Below are 21,369 nucleotides of genomic sequence, written 5' to 3' on the forward strand. Positions count from 1 at the left end.
GCCGGCGCAAGTCGGGTCATGTGCGAGGGCGGGATTTTACCGCCAATCCGGTACGGTTGCTCAAGAAATGAGCAAATATCATGAAGACGGCCCCGTAAGGGGGCCGTCGGGGAACTGCCTGGCAAATATCGACTAGCCGCGTGCGCCGTACATCATTTGCCGCGCCAGCGCGTGCTTGAGCGGCGCCACGCAGGCCAGTGCTGCGAGCGACGCGCCGCGTGCGTGGGCCGCCATCGGGCCGCCCACGGCGAACACACGCGGCAGCAGGTCGGTGATGCCGATTGTCATCGCGCGGTCGACCCGGTGCCGGCTCGCGAACGCCTCCAGCGCTTGTGGTGTGCAGCCTGCGCGCAGCGAATCGGCCAGCGCGAACGCGTCGCGAAGGCCCAGGTTCAGCCCCTGTCCGGCTACCGGATGTAGCGTCTGCGCGGCATTGCCGACCGCGGCAACGCGCCCGTCGACCGTGACCGGCGCGGCATTGAGCCCGAGCGGGAATGCGTGGCGCTTGCCAACCAGCGTGAACTGCCCCATTCGCGTACCGAACGCCTGGCCCAGTTCATATGCGAACTCGTCCTCGGTGAGCGCGAGCCGGCGCATGGCCTGCTCGGGCGGGCAGCACCAGACCAGCGCGTAGCCCTGCACGCCATGTTCCTCATGTGGCAGCAGCGCCAGCGGCCCTTCCTCGGTAAAGCGTTCCCACGCCCAGCCGGGCTGCGGTTGCGTGCACGTCACATGGCCGATGATCGCGGTCTGTTGATAGTCGCGCCGCCGCACGGCCTCGGTGCCATGCGACAGGCGCTGGATTTGCTGGTGGAACAGGCCGCCTTCGGCCTGCACAGCGATGCGGGCCGCAAACGCAACCGGTAATCCCTCGTGCTCTGCGTGCGAGGTGCCGGTCAGCCGGACCAGGGCGGCGTCGCTCCGGTCGCTCCGGTCGCCCTGGTCGATGTTGTCGATACGCGTCTCGAAGGCGCGTTCAAGCCGGCCCGGGGCGGCGTCGGCGGCGCGGGCGAGCGCGCGTTCGAGGGTCTGGCAAAGGTCGCCATACCTGACCACATAGCCCAGCGCGGGCACGCCATAGTCATCGCCATGGAGCTTCACATGGCCGAAGCGGCCGCGCTGCGATACATGGATATGCTCGATCGCCTGCGCCGGCACCGGCCATGCGCCGATCTGCTCGAGCAACTGGCGGCTGCCGTGCGACAGGGCAATGGCGCGCGGGTCACGCGCGGCGCGCGCCGGCGTGGCCGCGTCGATCAGCGTGATGCGCCACGAGGTGGTGCGTAGCAACTGCGCCGCCAGCGCCAGGCCGACCGGCCCGCCGCCGACAATGGCGATGTCGCGCGGCTCAACCGCGAGCGCGTCAGTGCTGGCTGGCAGCGTCATGGCTGGCTTCCTCGTCCTTGCGCGCTTGGGCTTCGGCTTCGGATCGCTTCCACAGATTCGCGTCGGTGCGTGACTTGCCAGAGGTGGCGTCGCGCATCGCGTTGTCGAGTTTCTGCTGATGGAAGCCGGGCAGCTCCTGCAGGCGTCGCACCAGCGCCTCGTGGTTGGCCGCGGTCATCGGCACCACGCAGCCTTGCTGACTTGCGGCGTCGCCGGCCAGGATCAGCCATGCCGTACCAGCCCACGGCGCGCGGTCGGACACGCGCACCACGACTTTCTCCAGCGCGTCCCAGGCCAGTTCTTCGCGCTGGCCGTCGGGGCGGTGCACCACGACGCGGTCGTCATAAATATTGATCACGAATGGTTCGTTCGGATCGACTGCTCGTGTCGTGTGGGTCTTCGTGACGCCGGTTCCGAACAGTTTGCTCAACAATGCCTTCATCGCGACATGCCTCCGTTGTCGCGCATCAGTGCCTCGATCTCGTCGGCCTTCACAGGCACGCCGCGCGTGATCAGTTCGCAATCTCCCGAAGTCACCACGGCGTCGTCCTCGATGCGGATGCCGATGTGCCAGTAGCGTTCGGGTACGTCTTCGGCCGGGCGCACGTAGATGCCCGGCTCGATGGTTACCACCATGCCCGCCTCAAGCGGACGCCATGCCCGCTCGCCCTCGTGGCCTGCCGGCAGCGGGCCGGGCACGCGGTATTCACCCACGTCGTGCACGTCCATGCCGAGCCAGTGGCCCGTGCGGTGCATGTAGAAGCGGCGATAGCTGCCGCTGGCCAGCACGTCGTCGAGCGTGCCTTCCTTGTTGCGGTCGAGCAGGCCGGTGTCCAGCATGCCTTGCGCCAGCACACGCACCGCCGCGTCGTGCGGGACGTTGTATGGCACGCCCGCGCGTGTCTCGGCGATGGCGGCGTCCTGCGCGGCCTGCACGAGGTCATAGAGCTCGCGCTGCGCCGGCGTGAATCGGCCGTTGACCGGGAATGTGCGCGTAATGTCCGACGCGTAGCCGTCGAGTTCGCAACCCGCGTCGATCAGGCACAGGTCGCCGTCGCGCAGTTCGGCCGGACCAGCCCGGTAGTGCAGCACGCAAGCGTTGGGGCCCGTGGCGACGATCGAGTTGTAGGCCACGCTCTGGGCGCCGTGGCGGCGGAATTCGTAGAGCAGTTCGGCTTCGAGGTGGTACTCGCGCAAGCCGTGGCGCGACGTGCGCATCGCACGAACATGCGCCTGGGCCGAGATCTCGGCGGCACGGCGCATCGTGACCAGTTCGCCCGCATCCTTGAACAGGCGCATCTCGTCGAGTAGTGCGCGAACGTCGAGCGCGGCCGACGGGGAGGACACCCCGGCGCGGCCCTGCATCCGTACCGCGTCCAGCCAGCCACGCACGCGGGCGTCGAAGTCTGCGGTGGCGGCCAGCGGGTAGGCCAGCGTGGCGCGATTGGCCAGCATCGGCGGCAGCAGCTTGTCGATGTCTTCGACCGAATGCGCCTCGTCGAAGCCGAACATCGCGCGCGCGCCTTCTGGGCCATAGCGGAAGCCATCCCAGATCTCGCGTTCTTCGTGCTTGGGTCGGCAGAACAGGATGCTGCTGTTGGTGTCGTCGCCCGGGCCGCCCGCCACCAGCACGAGCACTGCTTCTGGCTCGGTGAATCCGGTCAGGTAATAGAAATAGCTGTCGTGCCGGTACGGATAGTCGCTGTCGCGATTGCGCATGGCCTCCGGCGCGGTTGGCACGATGGCCACGCCGCCGCCGTTGGCGCGCAGATGTTTCAGCACACGGGCGCGGCGATCGCTGCACGCGCCGAGGAGGGCGGAGTCGGGTGCGGACATGGATGAAAGACGGTGAGGGGAATGCCCCGATTCTAAACCCGTCGGCGGGGAAAGCGGGCCGCGCGTGCGCACGATGCGGCGCAAAAGTGGGCGCGTCCGGGGCTTTGGTAACGTTCGGGAACGCGCCGCTATGCCCGCAGCGAGCGATCAAGCGCCGCCAGTTGCGCAGGAGTGCCAACGTTTTCCCAGCGGCCGTCGAAGCGCTCGCCCGTGGCCAGGCCTGCGGCGATGGACTCCCGATAGTAGGGCGACATCGCCACCTTCGCTCCGCGTTCGATTTCGCGGAACAGGCGGGTGTCGTACAGGCCGATATTGCCGAACGTCAGCGCGTGGGCGTCGGCGCTGGGCATCCGCAGCAGCCCGGCCGTATCCAGCACGAAATCGCCGCGCGGATGGAAGGGCGGGTTCGGCACCATCACCAGATGCATGTGCGGTCGCGGGGCCATGGCCATGGCGCGGGCGCGTGGCAACAGGGTGCGGTAGTCGAAGTCGCAGAAGATGTCGCCCGATACGGCCAGGAACACGTCGTCGGCGTCGGTCTTGCCGGTCAGCAGGGGCAGCGCGTGGGCGATGCCGCCGGCCGTTTCCAGCGCCGTGCCTTCGGCCGACCAATGGATGCGCGCGCCGAATTGCGAGCCATCGCCCAGTGCCGACTCGAGCTGCTCGCCGAGCCAGGCGTGATTGATGACGATATCGGTGAGGCCAGCGCGCACCAGCGCCTCGACCTGCCACACGATCAGCGGCTTGCCCCCCACGGCCAGCAACGGCTTTGGGCAGGCATCGGTCAACGGTCGCATACGATCGCCGCGGCCGGCGGCGAAGATCATCGCTTTCAAATCAGGGCCTCCAGGGCAATCAGGGCGGCCATGCCTCCGGCGATGGTCCAGCCAACGCTGCGCGTGCGCGCGGCGATGACGATGGCCACCACGCCGGCGATCAGGCGTGCATTGTGCGGGCTGACGAACACGGCGCCGTCGCGCATCAGCAGGTCCGGCGCGATCAGGGCCGACAGCATGGCCGCCGGCACGAACTGCAGCGCCGTGCGAAACCATGCCGGAAGGCGCACGCGGCCCTCGACGGCGATGAATGACAGCCGGATCAGGAACGTGGCCAGTCCCGCGCCGATGAATACCCACAGCAGGGTCATCTGGCTCATGCTGCGTGCTCCTTGCCATCGGTGCGGCCCGATGCGTCCGACGAGCGCCGCCCGGTACCGTCCCGGTCGCGCCCGCGCAGCAACATGCCTGCGGCAATGCCGCCCAGCGCCGCCACCATGATGCCGAGCTTGTGCGGCATGGCGAAGCACGCTACGGCCAGTACCGAGGCCACCAGCGCAGCGGCGGTCTGCGAGCGGTGCTTCAGGTTCGGGACGATGATCCCGATGAAGGTCAGCGGCAGGAAGAAATCGAGCGGCCAGTCACGCGGCACCTGCGCGCCAACCAGCACGCCGGCCAGCGTGGAGACCTGCCAGCTCGCCCAGAGCGCAAAGCCCGCGCCAAAGTAGAACCAGTGCCGGTAGCGCGCGCGGGGGCCGGTGTCTCCCAGACGGCGGGTCATGGCCGCGAACGCCTCGTCGGTCAGCAGATAGGCAATCAGCGCCTTCCAGCGGCGTGGCAGCGGCGCCAGGGATGCGGCAATCGTCGCGGAATAGAGCGCGTGTCGCAGATTGACCATCGCCACCGTGAACGCAACCACCAGCGCCGGCGTGCCGGCTGCCCAGAGTTGCGTCAGGATCATCTGCGATGCCCCGCCGAAGACGATCGCGCTCATCGCGCAGGCCAGCCAGGCCGGCATGCCGGCATTGACTGCCAGCACGCCGTAGATCAGGCCGAACGGCATCACGCCGAGCAGCATCGGCGCCAGCGCGCGGGCGCCAGCCCACCACTCGCCGCTGCGGGTGATGGCCTCGGGGGCCAGGGGGGTGTCAGGGGTGTCGGACGGGACCTCCACGTTGCATCCGCCTAGAACGTGAAGCCGGTGGGCCGCTCGGTGCCTTCGATCGCATCGAGCAGGCGCACGAGCTTGCGCATCTCGCTATACCGGCCTGCCACGTTGCGGGTGTATCGGAGCACGAGCGGCAGGTTGGCCAGATAGCCGTCCTTGCCGTCACGGTGATACAGGCGCGCGAAGATGCCGAGCACCTTGAGGTGACGTTGCAGGCCCATCCATTCGAAGTCGCGATAGAACTCGCCGAAATCGGCCGCCACGGGCAGCCCGGTCTTGCGGGCGCGTTCCCAGTAGCGGATCAGCCAGTCGAGCTGCTGCTCTTCTTCCCATTCGATATAAGCGTCGCGCCAGAGCGACACGGCGTCGTAGGTGATCGGGCCGATCACCGCATCCTGGAAGTCCAGGACACCGGGGTTGCCGGCTTCGGGCAGCACCATCAGGTTGCGCGAATGGTAGTCGCGATGCACGTAGACCTGCGGCTGCGCCAGGTTGTTGGTCAGGATGGTCTCGAACACCTCACGCAGGTCGGCCTGCTGACGGTCGTCGAGCGTCACGCCGAGGTGCTTGGCGATGTACCACTGCGGGAACAGGTCCAGTTCGCGCTGCAGCAGCGCGCGGTCGTACGCCGGCAGTTCGCCTGGGCGGGTGGCGGCCTGGATCTTGACCAGCGCGGCGGCCGCATCGGTATAGAGATTGTGCGCCGAGGTGTCGTCCAGGCGCGACAGGTACGTCTGGCTACCCAGATCGGCCAGCAGCAGGAACCCCTGATCGAGATCCTGGGCCAGCACCGTGGGCACCGTCACGCCGGCATCGCCGAACAGCTTTGCCACATGGATGAACGGGCGGCAATCCTCATGCGAGGGTGGCGCGTCCATCACGATCGCGGTGGGGTGTGCAGGGTGGCCGGTCCGCACGCGGAAGTAGCGGCGAAAGCTCGCGTCGGCCGACGCGGGGGCGCAGGAATCCGGGTCGATCGACCATGCCGCACCGAGTCTGGCTACCCACGTTTTGAGTTGTTCGATGCGCGGGTCCTGGCCCGGGGCGTGAAGAAGTGCAGACATGCCTGAAAGGGAGAATACGATGCCCCGTATAATACCCGACCAGACCCGGGCGCCGGGTGGCCTCCGGGAGGGGCCTTTGTCGCCCCGCAGCCCGCTCTGGCAATGGGCTGGCGTTGAAGCAGGGGCAAACTTTGCAGCCCCTTCGAAGCGCCGGCCCGCCGAGCTGACCGACCACCGTTTGCATGACCGAACAACGACGATCACCGCATCATCCGGCCACCCGACCGCCAGCGCCTCCGGGCACGTCCCGGCGCGTCCGCCTGCCCGCCAGCGCGCTGCGGCCGCTCGTGCTCGCCATGGCCGGGCTGACGGTGAGTGCCCATGCGCAGTACGGCGCGACGTCCGCCATTCCGAACATCGACCTTGTCGAGCCGGTGGTCACTCAGACCCCGGAGGCGCCGCCGCCGCCGGCTGAAGGCGGCGATCTCGTGCCGCGCCTGACCGAGCCCGCCACGCGGACCGCCCCCAGTGGCAACACGCTAAACCTCTCGCCGTCATCTACGCCCTCGAATCCGAACGCCCCGGCCTATGTGTCGGGCGATCGCGTAACGGGCTACAGCGAGAAGGGCGTGGAGATGGAAGGGCACGCCGAACTGCGCCGCGACGGTGGCGTGATCAAGGGCGACAGGCTCACCTACGACCAGGACACCGACGAAGCACATGCCACTGGCAACGTGCGGCTTTCCAAGAGCGGCACGCTGGCCGTGGGCCCGGAAGCACGGATGCGCGTGCAGGCCAATGAAGGCTACATGCTGTCCCCGGACTACTACTTCCAGCAGACTGGCGGCTCCGGCAGCGCCGAGCGCGTCGATTTCCTGGATCCGGACCGCAGCACGCTGAAGAAGGCGACCTACACGACCTGTTCGCCCGATAACGCGGACTGGTACTTCAGCGCCAGAAAGCTCGACCTGGACAGCGATCGTCAGGTCGGCACGGCCTATGGCGGTGTGCTTAATTTCTTTGGCGTGCCGATTGCCGGCGCGCCGGCGTTCAGTTTTCCGCTCAATGGCGAGCGTCGTAGCGGCGTGCTGCCGCCGTTGTTCGGCTATGGGTCGAACTCGGGTGCCGACCTGACGGTGCCCTACTACTTCAACCTGGCGCCAAACCGCGATCTGACGATCTACCCGCGTATCCTGACGTCGCGCGGCGTGCAGCTTGGCGAGGATTTCCGGTATGTGGGCGACGGCTACAGCGGACGTATCCGCGGCGAGTTCCTGCCCGACGACAAGAAGGCGGGCCGCAACCGTTGGGCCTACTCGATCCAGCACTACCAGAGCATCATTCCTGGTATGACGGCCTATGTGAACGTCAGCAAGGTTTCGGATGACAAGTATCCCGACGACCTGACGCGTTCCGTATCGCAGTCGACTCTGCGTCAGTACACGCAGGAAGGTGGCGTGATCTATGCGTGGCAGGACTGGGTGTTCATGGCACGGGTGCAGAAGTTCCAGACGCTGTTGCCCAGCGAGCCGTCCTACGAGCGCGAGCCGCAGTTGAACGCGAAGTACAACCGCTATGATTTCCACGGTTTCGATATTTCGCTCGAAACTGACTACACGCGGTTCCGCATCCCGCTGACCAGTACCGGCTTCCAGCAGCCCGAGGGCAATCGCGCATTCATCCAGCCGACGATCAGTTACCCGATCATCCACCCGGGCTGGTACGTGACGCCGAAGTTCATCTTCAACGCGGCGCAGTACAACATGGATGCCGGCACCAACACCACTGGCGCGTCGAATACGCTCAATCGCGCCATTCCGACCGTGAGCCTCGATTCGGGCATGACGTTCGAGCGTGACGCGCCGGGTGTGAGCAAGCTGTTTGGCGTGAAGTACACCCAGACACTCGAGCCGCGCCTGTTCTACGTCTACACGCCGTTCTACGACCAGAGTCAGTTCCCGCTGTTCGATACAGTGCAGTCGGACTTCGGCTACGGCCAGATCTTTACCGAGAACCCGTTTACCGGTAACGACCGCATCGCCGACAATAACAAGCTGACGCTGGGCCTGACCACGCGCCTGATCGAATCGGAGACCGGTGTCGAACGTTTCCGTGGCACGATTGCGCAGCGCGTCGACTTCACGGGCCAGCGTGTCCAGCTCAACGGCACGCTGCCGGATGCCAAGCCGAGCTACTCGGACCTGCTGGCAGCCACCACGATCCAGCTGTTCCGTGGCTACTATCTCGATGCCGGCATCCAGTGGAATCCGGACCAGGACAAGGTCAACTACTCGAACGTGGCACTCGCGTACCGCCCGGAATCGCGCAAGCTCATCAATTTTGGCTATCGCTACCGTCGCCCGACCTCGGTGACAGACAATACCGCGATCGACCAGATCGAAATGTCGGGACAGTGGCCGATCACGCAACGCACTTACGGTATCGGCCGCGTGGCGTTCGACAAGTCGGCCAACCAGCTCGTGGATGCGCTGGCCGGTTTCGAGTATGCCGCCGACTGCTGGGTCGGCCGGTTCGTGTACCAGCGTTTCCGCAATACCTCGAACGGTTACACCGGGCGGGTTTTCTTCCAGGTGGAGTTCCGTGGGCTGTCGAAGATCGGCTCCAACCCGCTGGACATGTTGCGCCTGAACGTGCCGGGCTACGAGCCCGTGACGGCACGGCCGGTGCCGACAACCCCGTACGATCACTATGAATGACGGACCAAGATGAAACGTCAAGCCTTCTCCCTGTTGTCCCGCCTGAACCCCTGGCAGCAGCTGCTGCTGTCGGCCGTGCTCGTGACGCTGGCCGCGCCGGCAGCTGCGCAACTGCGCGCGCCCGGCACGCGTACGCAGGGCATCTTCACGCAGCAGGGCAGCCAATCGGCCAGCCAGGGCAGCACCGTGGCGCCGAGCCAGCCGATGATGGGCGTGCCGCAGCCTTCGTCCCAGCCGCGCTCGCAGTTGGTGGACGAGGTGGTGGCTGTCGTCAACAACAGCGTGATCACGCGCCGGGAACTGCTTGACCGCGCCGACGAGATCGAAAGCCAGCTTCGCGCCGCCAAGCGTGAGGTGCCACCGCGGCCTGACTTGCTAGGCGAAGTGCTGGAACGCCTCGTGATGGAGCGCGTGCAGACGCAGGCCGCGCAGGAAGCCGGGATCAAGGTGACCGATCAGGAAGTCGATCGGGCGATCGAATCGGTGGCGCAACAGAACAAGATGTCTGCGACGGAGTTGCGCAGCCGCGTGGAAGCCAGCGGCATGTCGTGGACCAAGTACCGCGACGAACTGCGCAAGCAGGTCCAGGTGATCCGCCTGCGCGAACGCGAGGTGGACTCGAAGGTGCAGGTCTACGACGGCGAGATCGACAACTATCTGGCTGCGCGTAATGGTGGCCAGGCGGCAGCCTCGGGCCCGACTGAGTTCAATGTGGCGCAGATCCTCGTGCGCGTGCCCGAAGATGCGTCCGATGCACAGAAGGCCCAGCTCAAGACGAAAGCGGAAGGCCTGCTGAAGCAGGTGCAGGGCGGGGCGGACTTTGCCGAACTGGCCAAGGCCAACTCCGAGGCGCCGGAAGCCTCGCAAGGCGGCTCGCTGGGTTTCCGCGAGATTGGCCGGCTGCCTGCCGTGTTCGCCAATGCCGTGGTCGACCTGCAGCCGGGCGCGGTGGTGCCCGAGGTTCTGGAATCGGCCAATGGTTTCCACGTGGTCAAGCTTGTGTCCAAGCGCACGGCCGCCGCGCAGCCGGCAGCGAGCGACCGCATCGCGCAGACGCAGGTGCGCCATATCCTGATCCGCACCGGCCCGAACATGCCCGAGGCCGAAGCCAAGCGTCAGATGGCGACGATCCGCGACCGGATCACGCACGGCGTAGATTTCGCCGATGCCGCGCGTCGCTACTCGCAGGACGGCTCGGCGTCGCAAGGCGGCGAACTCGGCTGGGTGTCGCCGGGCGAACTAGTGCCCGAGTTCGAGCAGGCCATGAACCGCCTGCGCCCGGGCGAGATCTCCGACCCGGTAGTCACGCAGTTCGGTGTGCACCTGATCCAGGTGGAAAATCGCCGCGAGACCGAAGTGTCGCCCGAGAAGCAGCGTGACTTCGCACGTGCCGAAGTTCGCGAGCAGAAGCTGCGCGCCGCCTATGATGACTGGGTGCGCCAGCTCCGCAGCGCGGCGTATGTCGAATACCGGATCAACCGCCAGCGCTGATGCGCTGGCCCGAACCATGCCCGACCCCGCGCCACTCGACCTAGCGATCACGACCGGAGAACCGGCCGGCATCGGTCCCGATATCACGATCGGTGCCCTGCTGCAGTTCGCCGCCAATCACGGCGGCAACGTCGGCCATGGGGGGGCGGTCCGCTTCCATGTGATCGGCGATGCGCGTCTGCTCGATCAGCGTGCCGAGGCGCTCGGCGTGGCCCATGCGTGGGCACGTCGGATTGCCGACGGCGACGTGATCGTAGAAGACATCGCGCTGGGCGTGCACTGCGAACCGGGGCGGCTCGATGCCCGCAATGGCCACTACGTGCTGGCGCTGCTGGATGCCGCCGTCGATGGCCTGCGGACGGGCCGCTATGCGGCCATGATTACCGCGCCGGTGCAGAAGAGCACGATCAATGATGCTGGCGTGCCGTTTTCCGGGCATACCGAATATTTGGCCGAATGCGCCGGCGTGCCGCGTGTGGTAATGATGCTGGCCGGCCCGCAGCCGGCGCATGACAACGCCATGCTGCGCGTGGCGCTGGCCACCACGCATCTGCCGCTGCGCGCGGTGCCCGACGCGCTGAACATTCCGATGTTGGTCGAGACGCTGGCGATTGTCGATGCCGACCTGCGCCGGAATTTCGGCATCGCGCGTCCACGCATCCTGGTAACGGGACTGAACCCGCACGCGGGGGAGTCCGGTCATATGGGGCGCGAGGAAATCGACGTGATTTCTCCCGCGCTCGAGCAGGCGCGCGATGCCGATATCGACGCGCGCGGCCCGTATCCCGCCGACACGCTGTTCCAGCCGCGCCATCTGCGTGATGCCGACTGCGTGCTGGCGATGTACCATGACCAGGGCCTGGCACCCCTCAAGTACGGCACCTTTGGACACGGCGTGAATATCACGCTGGGGCTACCCTTCATCCGCACATCGGTGGACCATGGGACCGCGCTCGACCTGGCCGGCACTGGCCGCGCCGAGCACGGCAGCATGATCGAAGCCATCCGCTGTGCCATTACCATGGCCGGACATGCCAGCGGGCGCCACAGCAATGGGCGCGCCGATAACGGCATCTCCAACGGCCAGCACTGACTTATGCGTTCAAACGTGCACCAGGGCCATGTGGCCCGCAAACGGTTCGGACAGAACTTCCTCGTCGACGACGGCATCATTCACGGCATCGTCAGCGCGATTGACCCGCAGCCGAACGACATCGTGGTCGAGATCGGTCCGGGCCTCGGCGCGCTGACCGATCCGCTGCTGGAGCGGCTGCCAGGCATGCAGGTGGTCGAGCTCGACCGGGATCTCGTGGAGCGGTTGCGTCGGCGCTACGGCGACCGCCTCGTGGTCCACGCCGGCGATGCGCTGGCGTTCGATTTTGGCAAGCTGCGCGAGCCCGGCCGCGCGCTGCGCATCGTCGGTAACCTGCCGTACAACATTTCCAGCCCGCTGCTGTTCCATCTGGTGGATTTCGCCGATGACGTGCGCGACCAGCATTTCATGCTGCAGAAGGAAGTGGTCGAGCGCATGGTGGCCGACCCCGGCAGCAAATCGTATGGCCGCCTGTCGATCATGCTGCAGGTTCGCTACCACATGGAGCACGTGCTCGATGTGCCGCCCGCGTCGTTCAATCCGCCGCCGAAGGTCGATTCCGCCGTGGTGCGCATGATTCCGTGGCCACGCGCCGAGGATGGCACGCTGCGGTCGCCGTATGCCGCGTGCGATGCGGGCGTGTTGGGCGACGTGGTGACCGCCGCGTTCTCGCAGCGCCGCAAGGTGCTGCGCAATACGCTGTCGTTCCTCCGCGACCAGGTTGATTTCGACGCGCTAGGCTTCGATCTGACCCGCCGCGCCGAGGAAGTGCCCGTTGCCGAGTATGTCGAGCTCGCGCGAATCGTCGGTGGCGCGGAGCCGCCCGCCCGCGTGGCCTGAGCCCCTTTTTATCCTGAATACCCTGAAGTCCTTGCGACGCCCATGACTGACCAGACCAACCCTGATAAGCGTCCCGTCATCCTGACTGGCGACCGTCCTACCGGCCCGCTTCACCTTGGCCATTTCGTCGGCTCCCTGAAGAGCCGCGTCACCCTGCAGGAGACGCACAAGCAGTACGTGCTGCTGGCCGATACCCAGGCGATGACCGATAACGCCCATGACCCCGACAAGGTGCGCCGCAACGTGCTCGAAGTCGCGCTCGACTACCTCGCCGTGGGCATCGATCCGGCCAAGACCACGATCTCGGTGCAGTCGCACCTGCCGGCGCTGGCGGAACTGACGCTGATGTATCTGAACTTCGTCACGGTATCGCGCCTGGAGCGCAACCCGACGATCAAGGAGGAAATCCAGGCGCGTGGCTTCGGCCGCGACATCCCGGCTGGTTTCCTGTGCTACCCGGCTTCGCAGGCCGCCGACATCACCGGCTTCAAGGCCGTGCTGGTGCCCGTGGGCGAAGACCAGGCACCGCTGATCGAGCAGACCAACGAGATCGTGCGTCGGGTCAACAATCAGGTGGGCCGCGAGGTGCTGCCCGAAGCCGCCGCGCTTATCCCGAAGCATGGCCGTCTGCCGGGCGTGGATGGCAAGGCGAAGATGAGCAAGTCGCAGGGCAACGCGATTCCGCTCGGCGCGTCGCCGGACCAGATTCGCGAAGCCGTGCACAAGATGTACACCGATCCGAACCACCTCAAGGTGTCCGATCCGGGCCAGGTGGAAGGCAATGTCGTGTTCACGTACCTCGACGCATTCGATCCGAATCCGGCTGAGGTGGAAGCGCTCAAGGAGCACTACCGTCGTGGCGGACTGGGCGACATGGTGCTGAAGCGCCGCGTGGAAGGCGTCCTGCAGGAAATGCTGCGCCCGATCCGCGAACGCCGCGAGCAGCTTGCCCAGGACCCGGGCTATGTGTTCGATATCCTGAAGAAGGGCACCGCCGAAGCCCGCGAAATCACCCAGCAGACGCTGGACGAAGTGCGCGGCGCGCTGGGGATGTTCTCGTTCCCGCAGTGATTCGGCACTGATCGTTGTCGCCCTTGCCCGCTACGCGGGAGAGGGCGACAAACCGACGGCGTTCACTACGCCCGTCGATTCACCAGCACAATCCCCCCCAGCACCATCACCGCCGCCAAGGCGAACCGCACGCCGACGTGGTCGTGCATGAGCAGCACGCCGAATGCCACGCCGAACAGCGGCGTCAGGAACGAGAAGACCGATAGCCGTGACGCCAGATACTGGCGCAGAAGCCAGAACCAGATCAGGTAGCTCGCGAACGCGATCAGCACCGACTGGTAGAACAGGCTGGCCACGACGAAGCCTGTGATTTCCACCGTATGCGCCTGGCCTGCCGCCAGCGCCATCAACAGCAGCATCACCGCCGACACGCCCAACTGGTAGAGCAGCGTCTTGCTGGCAGGGGCACCAGACAGCTTGCTGCCGCGCACGACGACGGTTGTCGCCGCCCACAGGGCACCGGCCACCATGCCCAGGACATCGCCAATCACCGTGCTGCCTTGCGTGGAAGGCGAGGCAATGCCGTCGGCGAAGGCCAGCGCAATGCCGCAGAACGCGAGAACCACGCCGAGCCACTGGCCCCGGTGCAGATGCTCGCCCGGCACGAACAGGTGCAGGCCGAGTGCGGTGAAGATCGGGGCTGTATAGAGAAACACCGCCATGCGGGATGCGGTGGTGTGGCCGAGTCCAACGAAGATGCAGAAGAACTCGGCCCCGAACAGCAGTCCCGCTACCAGTCCCGCGCGCAATGTGCCATCGCGTTCCCAGAGCGGCGTGCCACGCCAGGCCGCGAAGCCGAACACCAGCAGCGCCGCGATGGCGGATCGCACGCCCGCCTGCAGCACGGCGCCCATCAGCGGCGCGGTGACCTTGATGATCACCTGCTGGAGCCCCCAGGCGGCGCACAGCAGCACCATCAACCCGATGGCCGTGCCGTCCAGCGGGCGCCGCGTCATTGCTTGCGCGCTCATTGCGCGTTACGGGCGGGCAGCGTCGCGCGTCGAGTGACGCTCGATCAGTTCGATCTTGTAGCCGTCCGGGTCCTCTACGAACGCGATCACCGTGGTGCCGCCCTTGACCGGACCGGCTTCGCGGGTGACCTTGCCGCCGGCCGACCGGATGCGCTCACAGGCTTCGGCCGCGCTGGGTACTTCCAGGGCGATATGGCCATAGGCGGTACCAAGATCGTACTTGTCGACGCCGTAGTTGTAGGTCAGTTCGATGACGGCGGTCTCGGTTTCGGGGCCGTATCCGACGAAGGCCAGGCGGTACTTGTATTCGGGATTGTCGCTTTCGCGCAGCAGCGTCATGCCCAGCACGCGCGTGTAGAAGTCGATCGAACGCTGGTAGTCGCCAACGCGCAGCATGGTGTGGAGGAGTCGCATGGGGGTCTCTTTTGCAAAACTGTAAAGACAGAGTTCGCCATTCTATTCCCATGCCGCGGAACGCGTCGGCGGCCGTCAATGTCGGTCCCTATGCCGATATCCGGTTTCGGTATGCGTGGTTCGACAACAGCGTGCGGGGCGACCAGTCGCCGGAGGCCGGCGATTACAGCCAGGAGTGGAACGTATCCGTCGAGGGCGCCTGGGCGCACGGTATGCGCGGTGAGCGACGAGGGCGTCGGAGCGTCTGAACGCCGGAACGTCAGAACGTCAGAACGTCAGAACGTCAGAACGTCAGAACGTCAGAACGTCAGAACGTCGGCAACAGTTCCGGTGGATGAGCGCGAAGCTGGGCGCGGGCGTCGCGGAACTCGGGGAAGATCGATTCCACTGTTTCCCAGAAACGCGGTCCGTGGTTCATCTCCTTGAGATGCGCCAGCTCGTGGGCGGCCACGTAGTCGATCATTGACAGCGGGAAATGCATGAGGCGCCAGTTCAGCCGGATCTTGCCGTCGGCCGTGCAGCTTCCCCAGCGCGTGGCTGCCGAGGTCAGGGCGAAGCCGGTATGACGCACGCCCAGTTTCGCGGCATAGATGTCCAGCCGCTCCGCCAGCAGGCGGCGCGCCTGGTTCTGCATCCAGCCCTGCACACGGTCCTTGATCTGCTGCTCGTCGGCGTGCGCGGGCAGGGCCAGATGCAGCATGCGCAATTCCGCATTGAACATCAGCACGCCGGCCGGCGATTCGAGTTGCAGGGTGATCGGCTGGCCCAGGAACGGTAGCGACGCGCCGTCGCGCCATTGCACCGTCGGCAGGATGCGGCGTGCTTCGCGATGGCGCCATTCGCCCAGCTTGTTGAAGATCCAGCGCTGCTTCTCGAGGATGGCTGCTTCGACGTCGGCCAGGGTCACCCAGCGGGGGGCGGTGATCGACAGGCCGCGATCGTCCACGGTGAAGCCGATGGTGCGCCGCGACGAGCGCTTGAGGGCGTAGTGCACCGTACGTTCGCCCACCTGCAGCCGCCGGCCGTTGGGCAGGGCCGGGGGCCAGGGCGACGCGGTTTCGGGTGTTTGCGGCGCGGATGTCGGCGACAGGTCCTGCTGCTCCGGCGTGACGGGCGGCAATGCCTCCGCCAGCGGCAGCTCGAGCTGCGCGCCGGGTGTCTCGGGAGCAGGGCGCAGCAGCTTCATGCGGTGGCCTGGTTTCCTGCGCGGCGATAGCTGTCCGGATCGATGCGGCGCATCTCTGCCTCGATCCACGCTTCGACTTCCTGATTCAGCATGTCTGCGGTCTTGTTGGCCGACGCAATCGGGGCGCCGATCGAAATCGTAATCATGCCCGGATATTTCAGGAAGGAGTTGCGGGGCCAGAGTCGTCCCGAATTGACAGCCATCGGGATAACCCATGCGCCGGTTTCCACCGCCAGACGGGCGCCGCCGCTCTTGTAGCGCGGCTTCTCCAGGCCCGAGGCGGTGCGCGTGCCCTCCGGGAACATGATGATCCAGGCGCCTTCTGCCAGGCGGTCGCGGCCCTGGCGGGCGGCCGACGCGAACGCGCGCGGGCCGTCCTTGCGATTGATATGGACCATCTTCAGCATCCCCAGGGCCCAGCCGAAGAACGGTACTAGCAGCAACTCGCGCTTGAAGACGAAACACAGCGGCTTGGGCATCAGGGCCACATAGGCCACGGTTTCCCATGCGGACTGGTGCTTGGACAGCAGCACCACGTGCTTGTCGAGCATCGACTGCGCCTGCTCCATGCCCTCGATGCGATAGTGGATGCCGCAGATCAGGCGGCCCGCCCAGATCACGAGCCTTGTCCAGCCGCGCACGAAGCGGAAGCGGTTCTCCGCATTCATGAACGGAAACACGATGAAGCAAAGGCACGCATAGGGGGGCGTGAGTGCCAGGAGGTACAGCGAGAACAGCAGGGAACGGAGGAAAGTCATCGATCGGGGGCGGTAATCGGGGACGGATATCAGGGCGCGGTTGGTTGCGGCTTGGGCGCCGCATCGTCGATCAGCCAGCGCGCAAACGCTGCCAGGTCGTCATGCACGCGCGTGCCATCGGGCAGGCCGCCTTTTTCCAGCGTTTTCATGCCCTTGCCAGTACGAACCAGATGCGGGATGCAGCCAACCGCCACGCCCGCCTGAAGGTCGCGCAGCGAATCTCCCACCGTGGGCACGGTGCGCAATTCGATGCCGAACCGCTCGCCAATCTGCTCGTACAGGCCGGATTTGGGTTTGCGGCAGTCGCAGTTGTCGGCTGCCGTGTGCGGGCAGAAGAAGATGGCTTCGACGCGGCCACCGAGGTTGGCCAGCGCCTTGTACATCTTCTCGTGCATCGCGTTGAGCGCGCTCATCTCGAACAGGCCGCGGCCGATGCCCGACTGGTTGCTGGCCACCACTACGCGGTAGCCGGCCTGGTTCAGCATGGCGATGGCTTCAAGGCTACCCTCGATGGGTATCCATTCGTCGGGTGTCTTGATGAACTGGTCGCTGTCGCGGTTGATGACTCCGTCGCGATCCAGGATGACGAACTTCAACTGGGACTGTGGCATGGCGCGCGTTCCGGTGATGCAGCGTATGAGACAGCTTAGGCCGCCAGCTTCGAAATGTCCGCGACGCGATTCGCCAGGCCGTGCAGCGTGGCCAACAGCGCCAGGCGGTTGGCGCGCAGCTTCGCGTCCTCGGCCATGACCATCACGTCGTTGAAGAAGCGGTCCACAGCATCGCGAAGCTGTGCCAGGTCGCGCAGCGCGGCGGTGAAATCACCACCCGCGAACGCGGCTTCCACGCCCGGGCGCACGCGCTCGATCGCCTCGTGCAACGCGCCTTCGGCAGCCTCCTGGAACAGCGATACATCGACGCTGCCGATTGCCTCGTCCGTCTTCTTCAGGATGTTCGTGATGCGTTTGTTCGCTGCGGCCAGGGCTTCGGCTTCAGGCAACGCCGCGAACGTGCGGACGGCTTCCATGCGCGCCAGGATGTCGTGCAGTTGCTGCGGGCGCAGGCTGACCACGGCTTCTACTTCGTTGGTCGTGTAGCCCTTGTCCTTCAGGTAGCCACGTACGCGGTCGAAGAGGAAGTCGGTGATCGCTTCGCGCGAAGGCTTGACCGCCGCGATGCCGGCGAAGGCTTGTTCGGTCAGACCCAGCACGTCGTTCAGGGGCAGCGCCAGCGGTTTCTCGATCAGCATCCGCAGGATGCCCAGCGCGTGGCGGCGCAGCGCGAACGGGTCCTTTTCGCCCGTCGGCTGCAGGCCGATGCCCCAGATGCCAATCAGCGTCTCAAGCTTGTCGGCCAGCGCCACGGCGGTGCTCACGTTGCCTGCCGGCAGCGCGTCGCCGGCAAAGCGCGGGCGATAGTGTTCGGAGCAGGCCAGGGCGACGTCCTCGGCTTCGTCGTCGTGGCGGGCGTAGTACGTGCCCATCGTGCCTTGCAGCTCGGGGAACTCGCCGACCATATCGGTCAGCAGGTCGGCCTTGGCCAGTTCGGCGCCGCGCATCGCGGCGGCCTTGTCGACCGGGGCGCCGGTGGCGTTCATCGCGTCGGCAAGATGGCCGGCGATCTGCTGCAGGCGCTGCACGCGGTCGAGCTGGTTGCCGATCTTGTTGTGGTAGACCACGTTGGCGAGTTGCGGCACGCGCGAGGCCAGCGTCTTTTTGCGGTCCTGGTCGAAGAAGAACTTCGCATCGGCCAGGCGTGGGCGCACCACACGCTCGTTGCCCGTGATGATCGATTGCGGGGTGTCGGTGGCCAGGTTCGATACGATCAGGAAGCGGTTGCGCAGGTGCCCTTCGGCATCGGTCAGTGCAAAGTACTTCTGGTTGGTCTGCATCGTCAGGATCAGGCACTCCTGCGGCACGGCCAGGAAGGCTTCCTCGAAGTGGCACGGGTAGATCACCGGCCATTCGACCAGCGAGTTCACCTCGTCAAGCAGCGAGTCCGGCATGATGACCTTGTCGGCGCCGGCTTCCTTGAGCAGCGCCGTGCGGATGCGCTCGCGCCGGTCGGCATAGCTGGCGACGACGCGGCCGCGCGATTCCAGCAGGCCGGCGTACTCGGCCGCGTGGGGAATCTCGATCGTGCCCTGCGACAGGAAGCGGTGACCTTGCGTGAGATTGCTGGCTTGCAGGCCGAGCGCCGAAACCGGCACGATCTCCGCGCCGTACAGCGCGATCAGGCTGTGTGCCGGACGCACGAAATGCACGGTGGTGCCGTCCGGACGCTGGTAGCTCATCACCTTCGGGATCGGCAGCTTGGTCAGCGTCTCGTCGAGCGCTGCCTGCAGGCCATCGGCCAGCGTCGCGCCGCGCGCGGTGTAGCGGTAGAAGAACGCATCGGCCTTGCCGTCGGAGGCGCGCTCGAGCGTCTGCCAGTCAATCTCGGCTACGCCGACCGATTTGGCCAGTGCCGCCAGCTTCTTGCCCAGCGGAGCCGTCGGGGCGCCGTTGGCATCGAGCGCCACGGTCAGCGGCAGTACCTTCTCGCGCTGCTCGCGGTCCGGCGCGGTGCGGCGCACGCCGGAGACCAGCGCGCCCAGGCGGCGCGGCGTGGCGAAAGGCGTAACGGTGGCGCCTGCTTCGAGCAGATCGCGCGCGCCGAGGCCGTCGAACAGGCCTTGGGCAAAGGCCTCGCCCAGGCGTGCCAGCGCCTTCGGCGGCAGTTCTTCAGTGAACAGTTCGATCAGCAGCGAATCGGTCATGGGTTGCGACATGAATCGTATCCAACAGGTATGGGCGCGCGCTTAGCAGCGCGGCGAGAGATTGGGTTCCACGCCAGACAGCAGCCACAGGCCATTCTGCTGGCGGAATTGCAGCGTGGTGTAGGCGCATTGCACCGCCACGCCGGAAGCGCCGCGGGTACCCGCGGCTGGAAAGCGTGCGTCGATCCGCTGCGTACGACGGTCATAACGGATCTCGTCGATGCGTCCGCCGATCCAGAATTCGATCTTGGCGGGAAGCTGCGCGGCCGAATAGTAAGTGCGCACGGTGCGGCGCGGCCGGCCGTTGTGGTCTTCCCACTCGGCCCACTGCAGCGGGTAGCGGATCGCGCTTTCATAGGCGCGCAGCGGCACCCGGTGCCAGCCGAGATCGCGCGAGCCCGACAGGTCGCACGAGAACGACCGCACGAGCTGCGTCCACTGGTCGATCGACTTGAGCGCCGGGCGCCAGTGCCGCGTGATGGCCAGTTGCAGGGCCTGCTGGTCGGCTTCGCAAATATTGCTCAAGTCCTCGGGCAGGTAGAGCGCCTGCGGACTTGGCGGGGATGCGGTGCGTGCCAGGGCGTCGGCGCTGCCGCCGAACACCGCCACGGCGGACACGGCCAACGCGACGATCGCACAGACGCCGCGCAGATGGGGTGTCATGCGCGGGCCTCGGTCTTGCACATCGGGAAGCCAAGTGCTTCCCGCGAGTCGTAGTAGGCCTGCGCCACCTGGCGCGACAGATTGCGGATTCGCCCGATATAGGCGGCACGCTCGGTCACGGAGATCGCGCCGCGCGCGTCCAGCAGGTTGAAGGTGTGGGCGGCCTTGAGCACTTGTTCATAGGCCGGCAGCGCCAGGCGTGTGCCAGCGGCCTTCTCCTGCGCGCCTTCGGCCTTTTCGCCGGTATCGCCCATCAGGCGCTTGGCTTCGCTCTCGTGCTCGGCAAAATGGCGGAACAGGATTTCCGTGTTGCTGTGCTCGAAGTTGTAGGTGGACTGTTCCACTTCGTTCTGGTGGTACACGTCACCGTAGGTCAGGCGGCGCGTCTCGCCGTTTTCCTGCCATTCGGTCCAGACCAGGTCGTAGATGTTCTCGACCTTCTGCAGGTACATCGCCAGACGCTCGATGCCGTAGGTGATTTCGCCGGTGATCGGCTTGCAGTCGATGCCGCCAACCTGCTGGAAGTAGGTGAACTGCGTCACTTCCATGCCGTTGAGCCAGACTTCCCAGCCCAGGCCCCATGCGCCGAGCGTCGGATTTTCCCAGTCGTCCTCGACGAAGCGGATGTCGTTCTGCTTGAGGTCAAGGCCCAGCGCCTCGAGCGAGCCGAGGTACAGCTCGAGAATGTTCTCGGGCGCCGGCTTGAGCACCACCTGGTACTGGTAGTAGTGCTGCAGGCGGTTGGGGTTCTCGCCATAGCGGCCGTCCTTGGGGCGGCGCGACGGTTGCACGTATGCGGCACGCCACGGTTCCGGGCCGATGGCGCGCAGGAAGGTGTGCACGTGCGACGTCCCGGCGCCGACCTCCAGATCGATCGGTTGCAACAGCGCGCAACCCTGCCGGTCCCAGTAGGCCTGCAGGGTCAGAATCATTTGTTGGAAGGTCAGCATAGGAAGACGAAAAGGAAATCTGGCGGGCAAGTGCACGAGCCGTCTCGCGCGGGGTTTGCCAAACCTTGAATTCTATCGGGTTTTTGGGTCGCCCCCCGCGCAAGCGACGTGGAAACAAGGGTGCCGGGGCACGAATCATGCTTGGCGACACTGTCGGGCTTTTGCAACGGGTCGGGTAAATCCCGACCGGGGTTTCAGAACCGACTTATAGGTGCCGATAACGTTTTTGTATACAGTTGAAGCACGCGGCTGAACACAAAACGAACAGGCTGCGGCTGGAACCGCCT

Annotated in this window: 20 protein-coding genes; 5 read left to right on the top strand and 15 right to left on the bottom strand. The window is 66.0% G+C overall.

Features of this window, described 5'->3' with window-relative positions; genetic code table 11:
* Positions 1–132 precede the first annotated feature (132 nt).
* From RMET_RS02170 to RMET_RS02200, 7 genes are all read right to left on the bottom strand, one after another.
* Positions 133–1,386 carry a UbiH/UbiF/VisC/COQ6 family ubiquinone biosynthesis hydroxylase gene (locus tag RMET_RS02170; protein WP_011515303.1) on the bottom strand — a complete coding sequence of 418 codons (1,254 nt, stop codon included), beginning with the start codon at positions 1,384–1,386 and terminating at the stop codon, positions 133–135.
* Positions 1,364–1,828 carry a hypothetical protein gene (locus RMET_RS02175; RefSeq protein ID WP_011515304.1) on the bottom strand — a complete coding sequence of 155 codons (465 nt, stop codon included), beginning with the start codon at positions 1,826–1,828 and terminating at the stop codon, positions 1,364–1,366. Before RMET_RS02175 ends, RMET_RS02170 begins: the two co-directional genes overlap by 23 nt.
* Entirely contained in the window at positions 1,825–3,222 is a 1,398-nt protein-coding gene (locus tag RMET_RS02180; protein ID WP_011515305.1) for an aminopeptidase P N-terminal domain-containing protein, read from the bottom strand. The genes RMET_RS02175 and RMET_RS02180 overlap by 4 nt, the downstream gene beginning before the upstream one ends.
* A gap of 128 nt (positions 3,223–3,350) precedes the next feature.
* On the bottom strand, positions 3,351–4,058 hold the full coding sequence (gene murU / locus RMET_RS02185) for an N-acetylmuramate alpha-1-phosphate uridylyltransferase MurU (protein WP_029308416.1): 708 nt from the start codon (positions 4,056–4,058) through the stop codon (positions 3,351–3,353).
* A complete protein-coding gene (locus RMET_RS02190) occupies positions 4,055–4,378 on the bottom strand; it encodes an AzlD domain-containing protein (protein WP_011515307.1) in 324 nt (107 codons plus the stop codon). Before RMET_RS02190 ends, murU begins: the two co-directional genes overlap by 4 nt.
* On the bottom strand, positions 4,375–5,172 hold the full coding sequence (locus tag RMET_RS02195) for an AzlC family ABC transporter permease (RefSeq protein ID WP_011515308.1): 798 nt from the start codon (positions 5,170–5,172) through the stop codon (positions 4,375–4,377). Before RMET_RS02195 ends, RMET_RS02190 begins: the two co-directional genes overlap by 4 nt.
* 11 nt (positions 5,173–5,183) lie before the next feature.
* Entirely contained in the window at positions 5,184–6,230 is a 1,047-nt protein-coding gene (locus RMET_RS02200; protein ID WP_011515309.1) for an aminoglycoside phosphotransferase family protein, read from the bottom strand.
* Between the two features lie 182 nt (positions 6,231–6,412).
* Between RMET_RS02200 and RMET_RS02205 the strand changes: the two genes are divergently transcribed.
* The 5 genes from RMET_RS02205 to trpS are packed head-to-tail and all read left to right on the top strand — an operon-like array spanning position 6,413 to position 13,382.
* On the top strand, positions 6,413–8,887 hold the full coding sequence (locus RMET_RS02205) for an LPS-assembly protein LptD (RefSeq protein WP_011515310.1): 2,475 nt from the start codon (positions 6,413–6,415) through the stop codon (positions 8,885–8,887).
* Positions 8,888–8,896: 9 nt separating this feature from the next.
* Entirely contained in the window at positions 8,897–10,378 is a 1,482-nt protein-coding gene (locus tag RMET_RS02210; protein ID WP_011515311.1) for a peptidylprolyl isomerase, read from the top strand.
* A gap of 16 nt (positions 10,379–10,394) precedes the next feature.
* Positions 10,395–11,471 carry a 4-hydroxythreonine-4-phosphate dehydrogenase PdxA gene (gene pdxA / locus RMET_RS02215; RefSeq protein WP_011515312.1) on the top strand — a complete coding sequence of 359 codons (1,077 nt, stop codon included), beginning with the start codon at positions 10,395–10,397 and terminating at the stop codon, positions 11,469–11,471.
* A 3-nt stretch (positions 11,472–11,474) separates the two neighbouring features.
* On the top strand, positions 11,475–12,311 hold the full coding sequence (rsmA, locus tag RMET_RS02220; RefSeq protein ID WP_011515313.1) for a 16S rRNA (adenine(1518)-N(6)/adenine(1519)-N(6))-dimethyltransferase RsmA: 837 nt from the start codon (positions 11,475–11,477) through the stop codon (positions 12,309–12,311).
* Between the two features lie 42 nt (positions 12,312–12,353).
* On the top strand, positions 12,354–13,382 hold the full coding sequence (trpS, locus tag RMET_RS02225) for a tryptophan--tRNA ligase (RefSeq protein WP_011515314.1): 1,029 nt from the start codon (positions 12,354–12,356) through the stop codon (positions 13,380–13,382).
* Between the two features lie 65 nt (positions 13,383–13,447).
* On the opposite strand, the gene RMET_RS02230 is transcribed toward trpS, so the two are convergent.
* The 8 genes from RMET_RS02230 to glyQ form a co-directional block, all read right to left on the bottom strand.
* Positions 13,448–14,353, bottom strand: a complete 906-nt coding sequence (locus tag RMET_RS02230; protein WP_011515315.1) for a DMT family transporter — start codon at positions 14,351–14,353, stop codon at positions 13,448–13,450.
* Positions 14,354–14,359: 6 nt separating this feature from the next.
* Positions 14,360–14,767: a lactoylglutathione lyase gene (gene gloA, locus RMET_RS02235; RefSeq protein WP_008644047.1), complete on the bottom strand. Its 408-nt coding sequence runs from the start codon at positions 14,765–14,767 to the stop codon at positions 14,360–14,362.
* A gap of 307 nt (positions 14,768–15,074) precedes the next feature.
* Positions 15,075–15,953 (bottom strand): M48 family metallopeptidase, encoded by an 879-nt coding sequence (locus tag RMET_RS02245; protein WP_011515317.1) that lies wholly within the window; start codon positions 15,951–15,953, stop codon positions 15,075–15,077.
* Positions 15,950–16,711 carry a lysophospholipid acyltransferase family protein gene (locus RMET_RS02250; protein WP_011515318.1) on the bottom strand — a complete coding sequence of 254 codons (762 nt, stop codon included), beginning with the start codon at positions 16,709–16,711 and terminating at the stop codon, positions 15,950–15,952. The genes RMET_RS02245 and RMET_RS02250 overlap by 4 nt, the downstream gene beginning before the upstream one ends.
* Positions 16,712–16,740: 29 nt before the next feature.
* On the bottom strand, positions 16,741–17,322 hold the full coding sequence (gmhB, locus tag RMET_RS02255) for a D-glycero-beta-D-manno-heptose 1,7-bisphosphate 7-phosphatase (RefSeq protein WP_011515319.1): 582 nt from the start codon (positions 17,320–17,322) through the stop codon (positions 16,741–16,743).
* A 35-nt stretch (positions 17,323–17,357) separates the two neighbouring features.
* Complete coding sequence (glyS, locus tag RMET_RS02260; RefSeq protein ID WP_011515320.1) at positions 17,358–19,481, bottom strand: glycine--tRNA ligase subunit beta; 2,124 nt, start codon at positions 19,479–19,481, stop codon at positions 17,358–17,360.
* A 30-nt stretch (positions 19,482–19,511) separates the two neighbouring features.
* Positions 19,512–20,132: a hypothetical protein gene (locus RMET_RS02265; RefSeq protein ID WP_011515321.1), complete on the bottom strand. Its 621-nt coding sequence runs from the start codon at positions 20,130–20,132 to the stop codon at positions 19,512–19,514.
* Complete coding sequence (gene glyQ, locus RMET_RS02270; protein ID WP_011515322.1) at positions 20,129–21,082, bottom strand: glycine--tRNA ligase subunit alpha; 954 nt, start codon at positions 21,080–21,082, stop codon at positions 20,129–20,131. Before glyQ ends, RMET_RS02265 begins: the two co-directional genes overlap by 4 nt.
* Between the last annotated feature and the right edge of the window lie 287 nt (positions 21,083–21,369).

Source organism: Cupriavidus metallidurans CH34 (assembly GCF_000196015.1).
Lineage (GTDB): Bacteria > Pseudomonadota > Gammaproteobacteria > Burkholderiales > Burkholderiaceae > Cupriavidus > Cupriavidus metallidurans.

Excerpts from the sequence above, each read along its gene's own strand:
- RMET_RS02170 (WP_011515303.1), bottom strand. The coding sequence starts at position 1,386 with ATGACGCTGCCAGCCAGCACTGACGCGCTCGCGGTTGAGCCGCGCGAC.
- RMET_RS02175 (WP_011515304.1), bottom strand. The coding sequence starts at position 1,828 with ATGAAGGCATTGTTGAGCAAACTGTTCGGAACCGGCGTCACGAAGACC.
- RMET_RS02180 (WP_011515305.1), bottom strand. The coding sequence starts at position 3,222 with ATGTCCGCACCCGACTCCGCCCTCCTCGGCGCGTGCAGCGATCGCCGC.
- RMET_RS02190 (WP_011515307.1), bottom strand. The coding sequence starts at position 4,378 with ATGAGCCAGATGACCCTGCTGTGGGTATTCATCGGCGCGGGACTGGCC.
- RMET_RS02200 (WP_011515309.1), bottom strand. The coding sequence starts at position 6,230 with ATGTCTGCACTTCTTCACGCCCCGGGCCAGGACCCGCGCATCGAACAA.
- RMET_RS02205 (WP_011515310.1), top strand. The coding sequence starts at position 6,413 with ATGACCGAACAACGACGATCACCGCATCATCCGGCCACCCGACCGCCA.
- RMET_RS02210 (WP_011515311.1), top strand. The coding sequence starts at position 8,897 with ATGAAACGTCAAGCCTTCTCCCTGTTGTCCCGCCTGAACCCCTGGCAG.
- pdxA (WP_011515312.1), top strand. The coding sequence starts at position 10,395 with ATGCCCGACCCCGCGCCACTCGACCTAGCGATCACGACCGGAGAACCG.
- rsmA (WP_011515313.1), top strand. The coding sequence starts at position 11,475 with ATGCGTTCAAACGTGCACCAGGGCCATGTGGCCCGCAAACGGTTCGGA.
- trpS (WP_011515314.1), top strand. The coding sequence starts at position 12,354 with ATGACTGACCAGACCAACCCTGATAAGCGTCCCGTCATCCTGACTGGC.
- RMET_RS02230 (WP_011515315.1), bottom strand. The coding sequence starts at position 14,353 with ATGAGCGCGCAAGCAATGACGCGGCGCCCGCTGGACGGCACGGCCATC.
- gloA (WP_008644047.1), bottom strand. The coding sequence starts at position 14,767 with ATGCGACTCCTCCACACCATGCTGCGCGTTGGCGACTACCAGCGTTCG.
- RMET_RS02245 (WP_011515317.1), bottom strand. The coding sequence starts at position 15,953 with ATGAAGCTGCTGCGCCCTGCTCCCGAGACACCCGGCGCGCAGCTCGAG.
- RMET_RS02250 (WP_011515318.1), bottom strand. The coding sequence starts at position 16,711 with ATGACTTTCCTCCGTTCCCTGCTGTTCTCGCTGTACCTCCTGGCACTC.
- gmhB (WP_011515319.1), bottom strand. The coding sequence starts at position 17,322 with ATGCCACAGTCCCAGTTGAAGTTCGTCATCCTGGATCGCGACGGAGTC.
- glyS (WP_011515320.1), bottom strand. The coding sequence starts at position 19,481 with ATGTCGCAACCCATGACCGATTCGCTGCTGATCGAACTGTTCACTGAA.
- RMET_RS02265 (WP_011515321.1), bottom strand. The coding sequence starts at position 20,132 with ATGACACCCCATCTGCGCGGCGTCTGTGCGATCGTCGCGTTGGCCGTG.
- glyQ (WP_011515322.1), bottom strand. The coding sequence starts at position 21,082 with ATGCTGACCTTCCAACAAATGATTCTGACCCTGCAGGCCTACTGGGAC.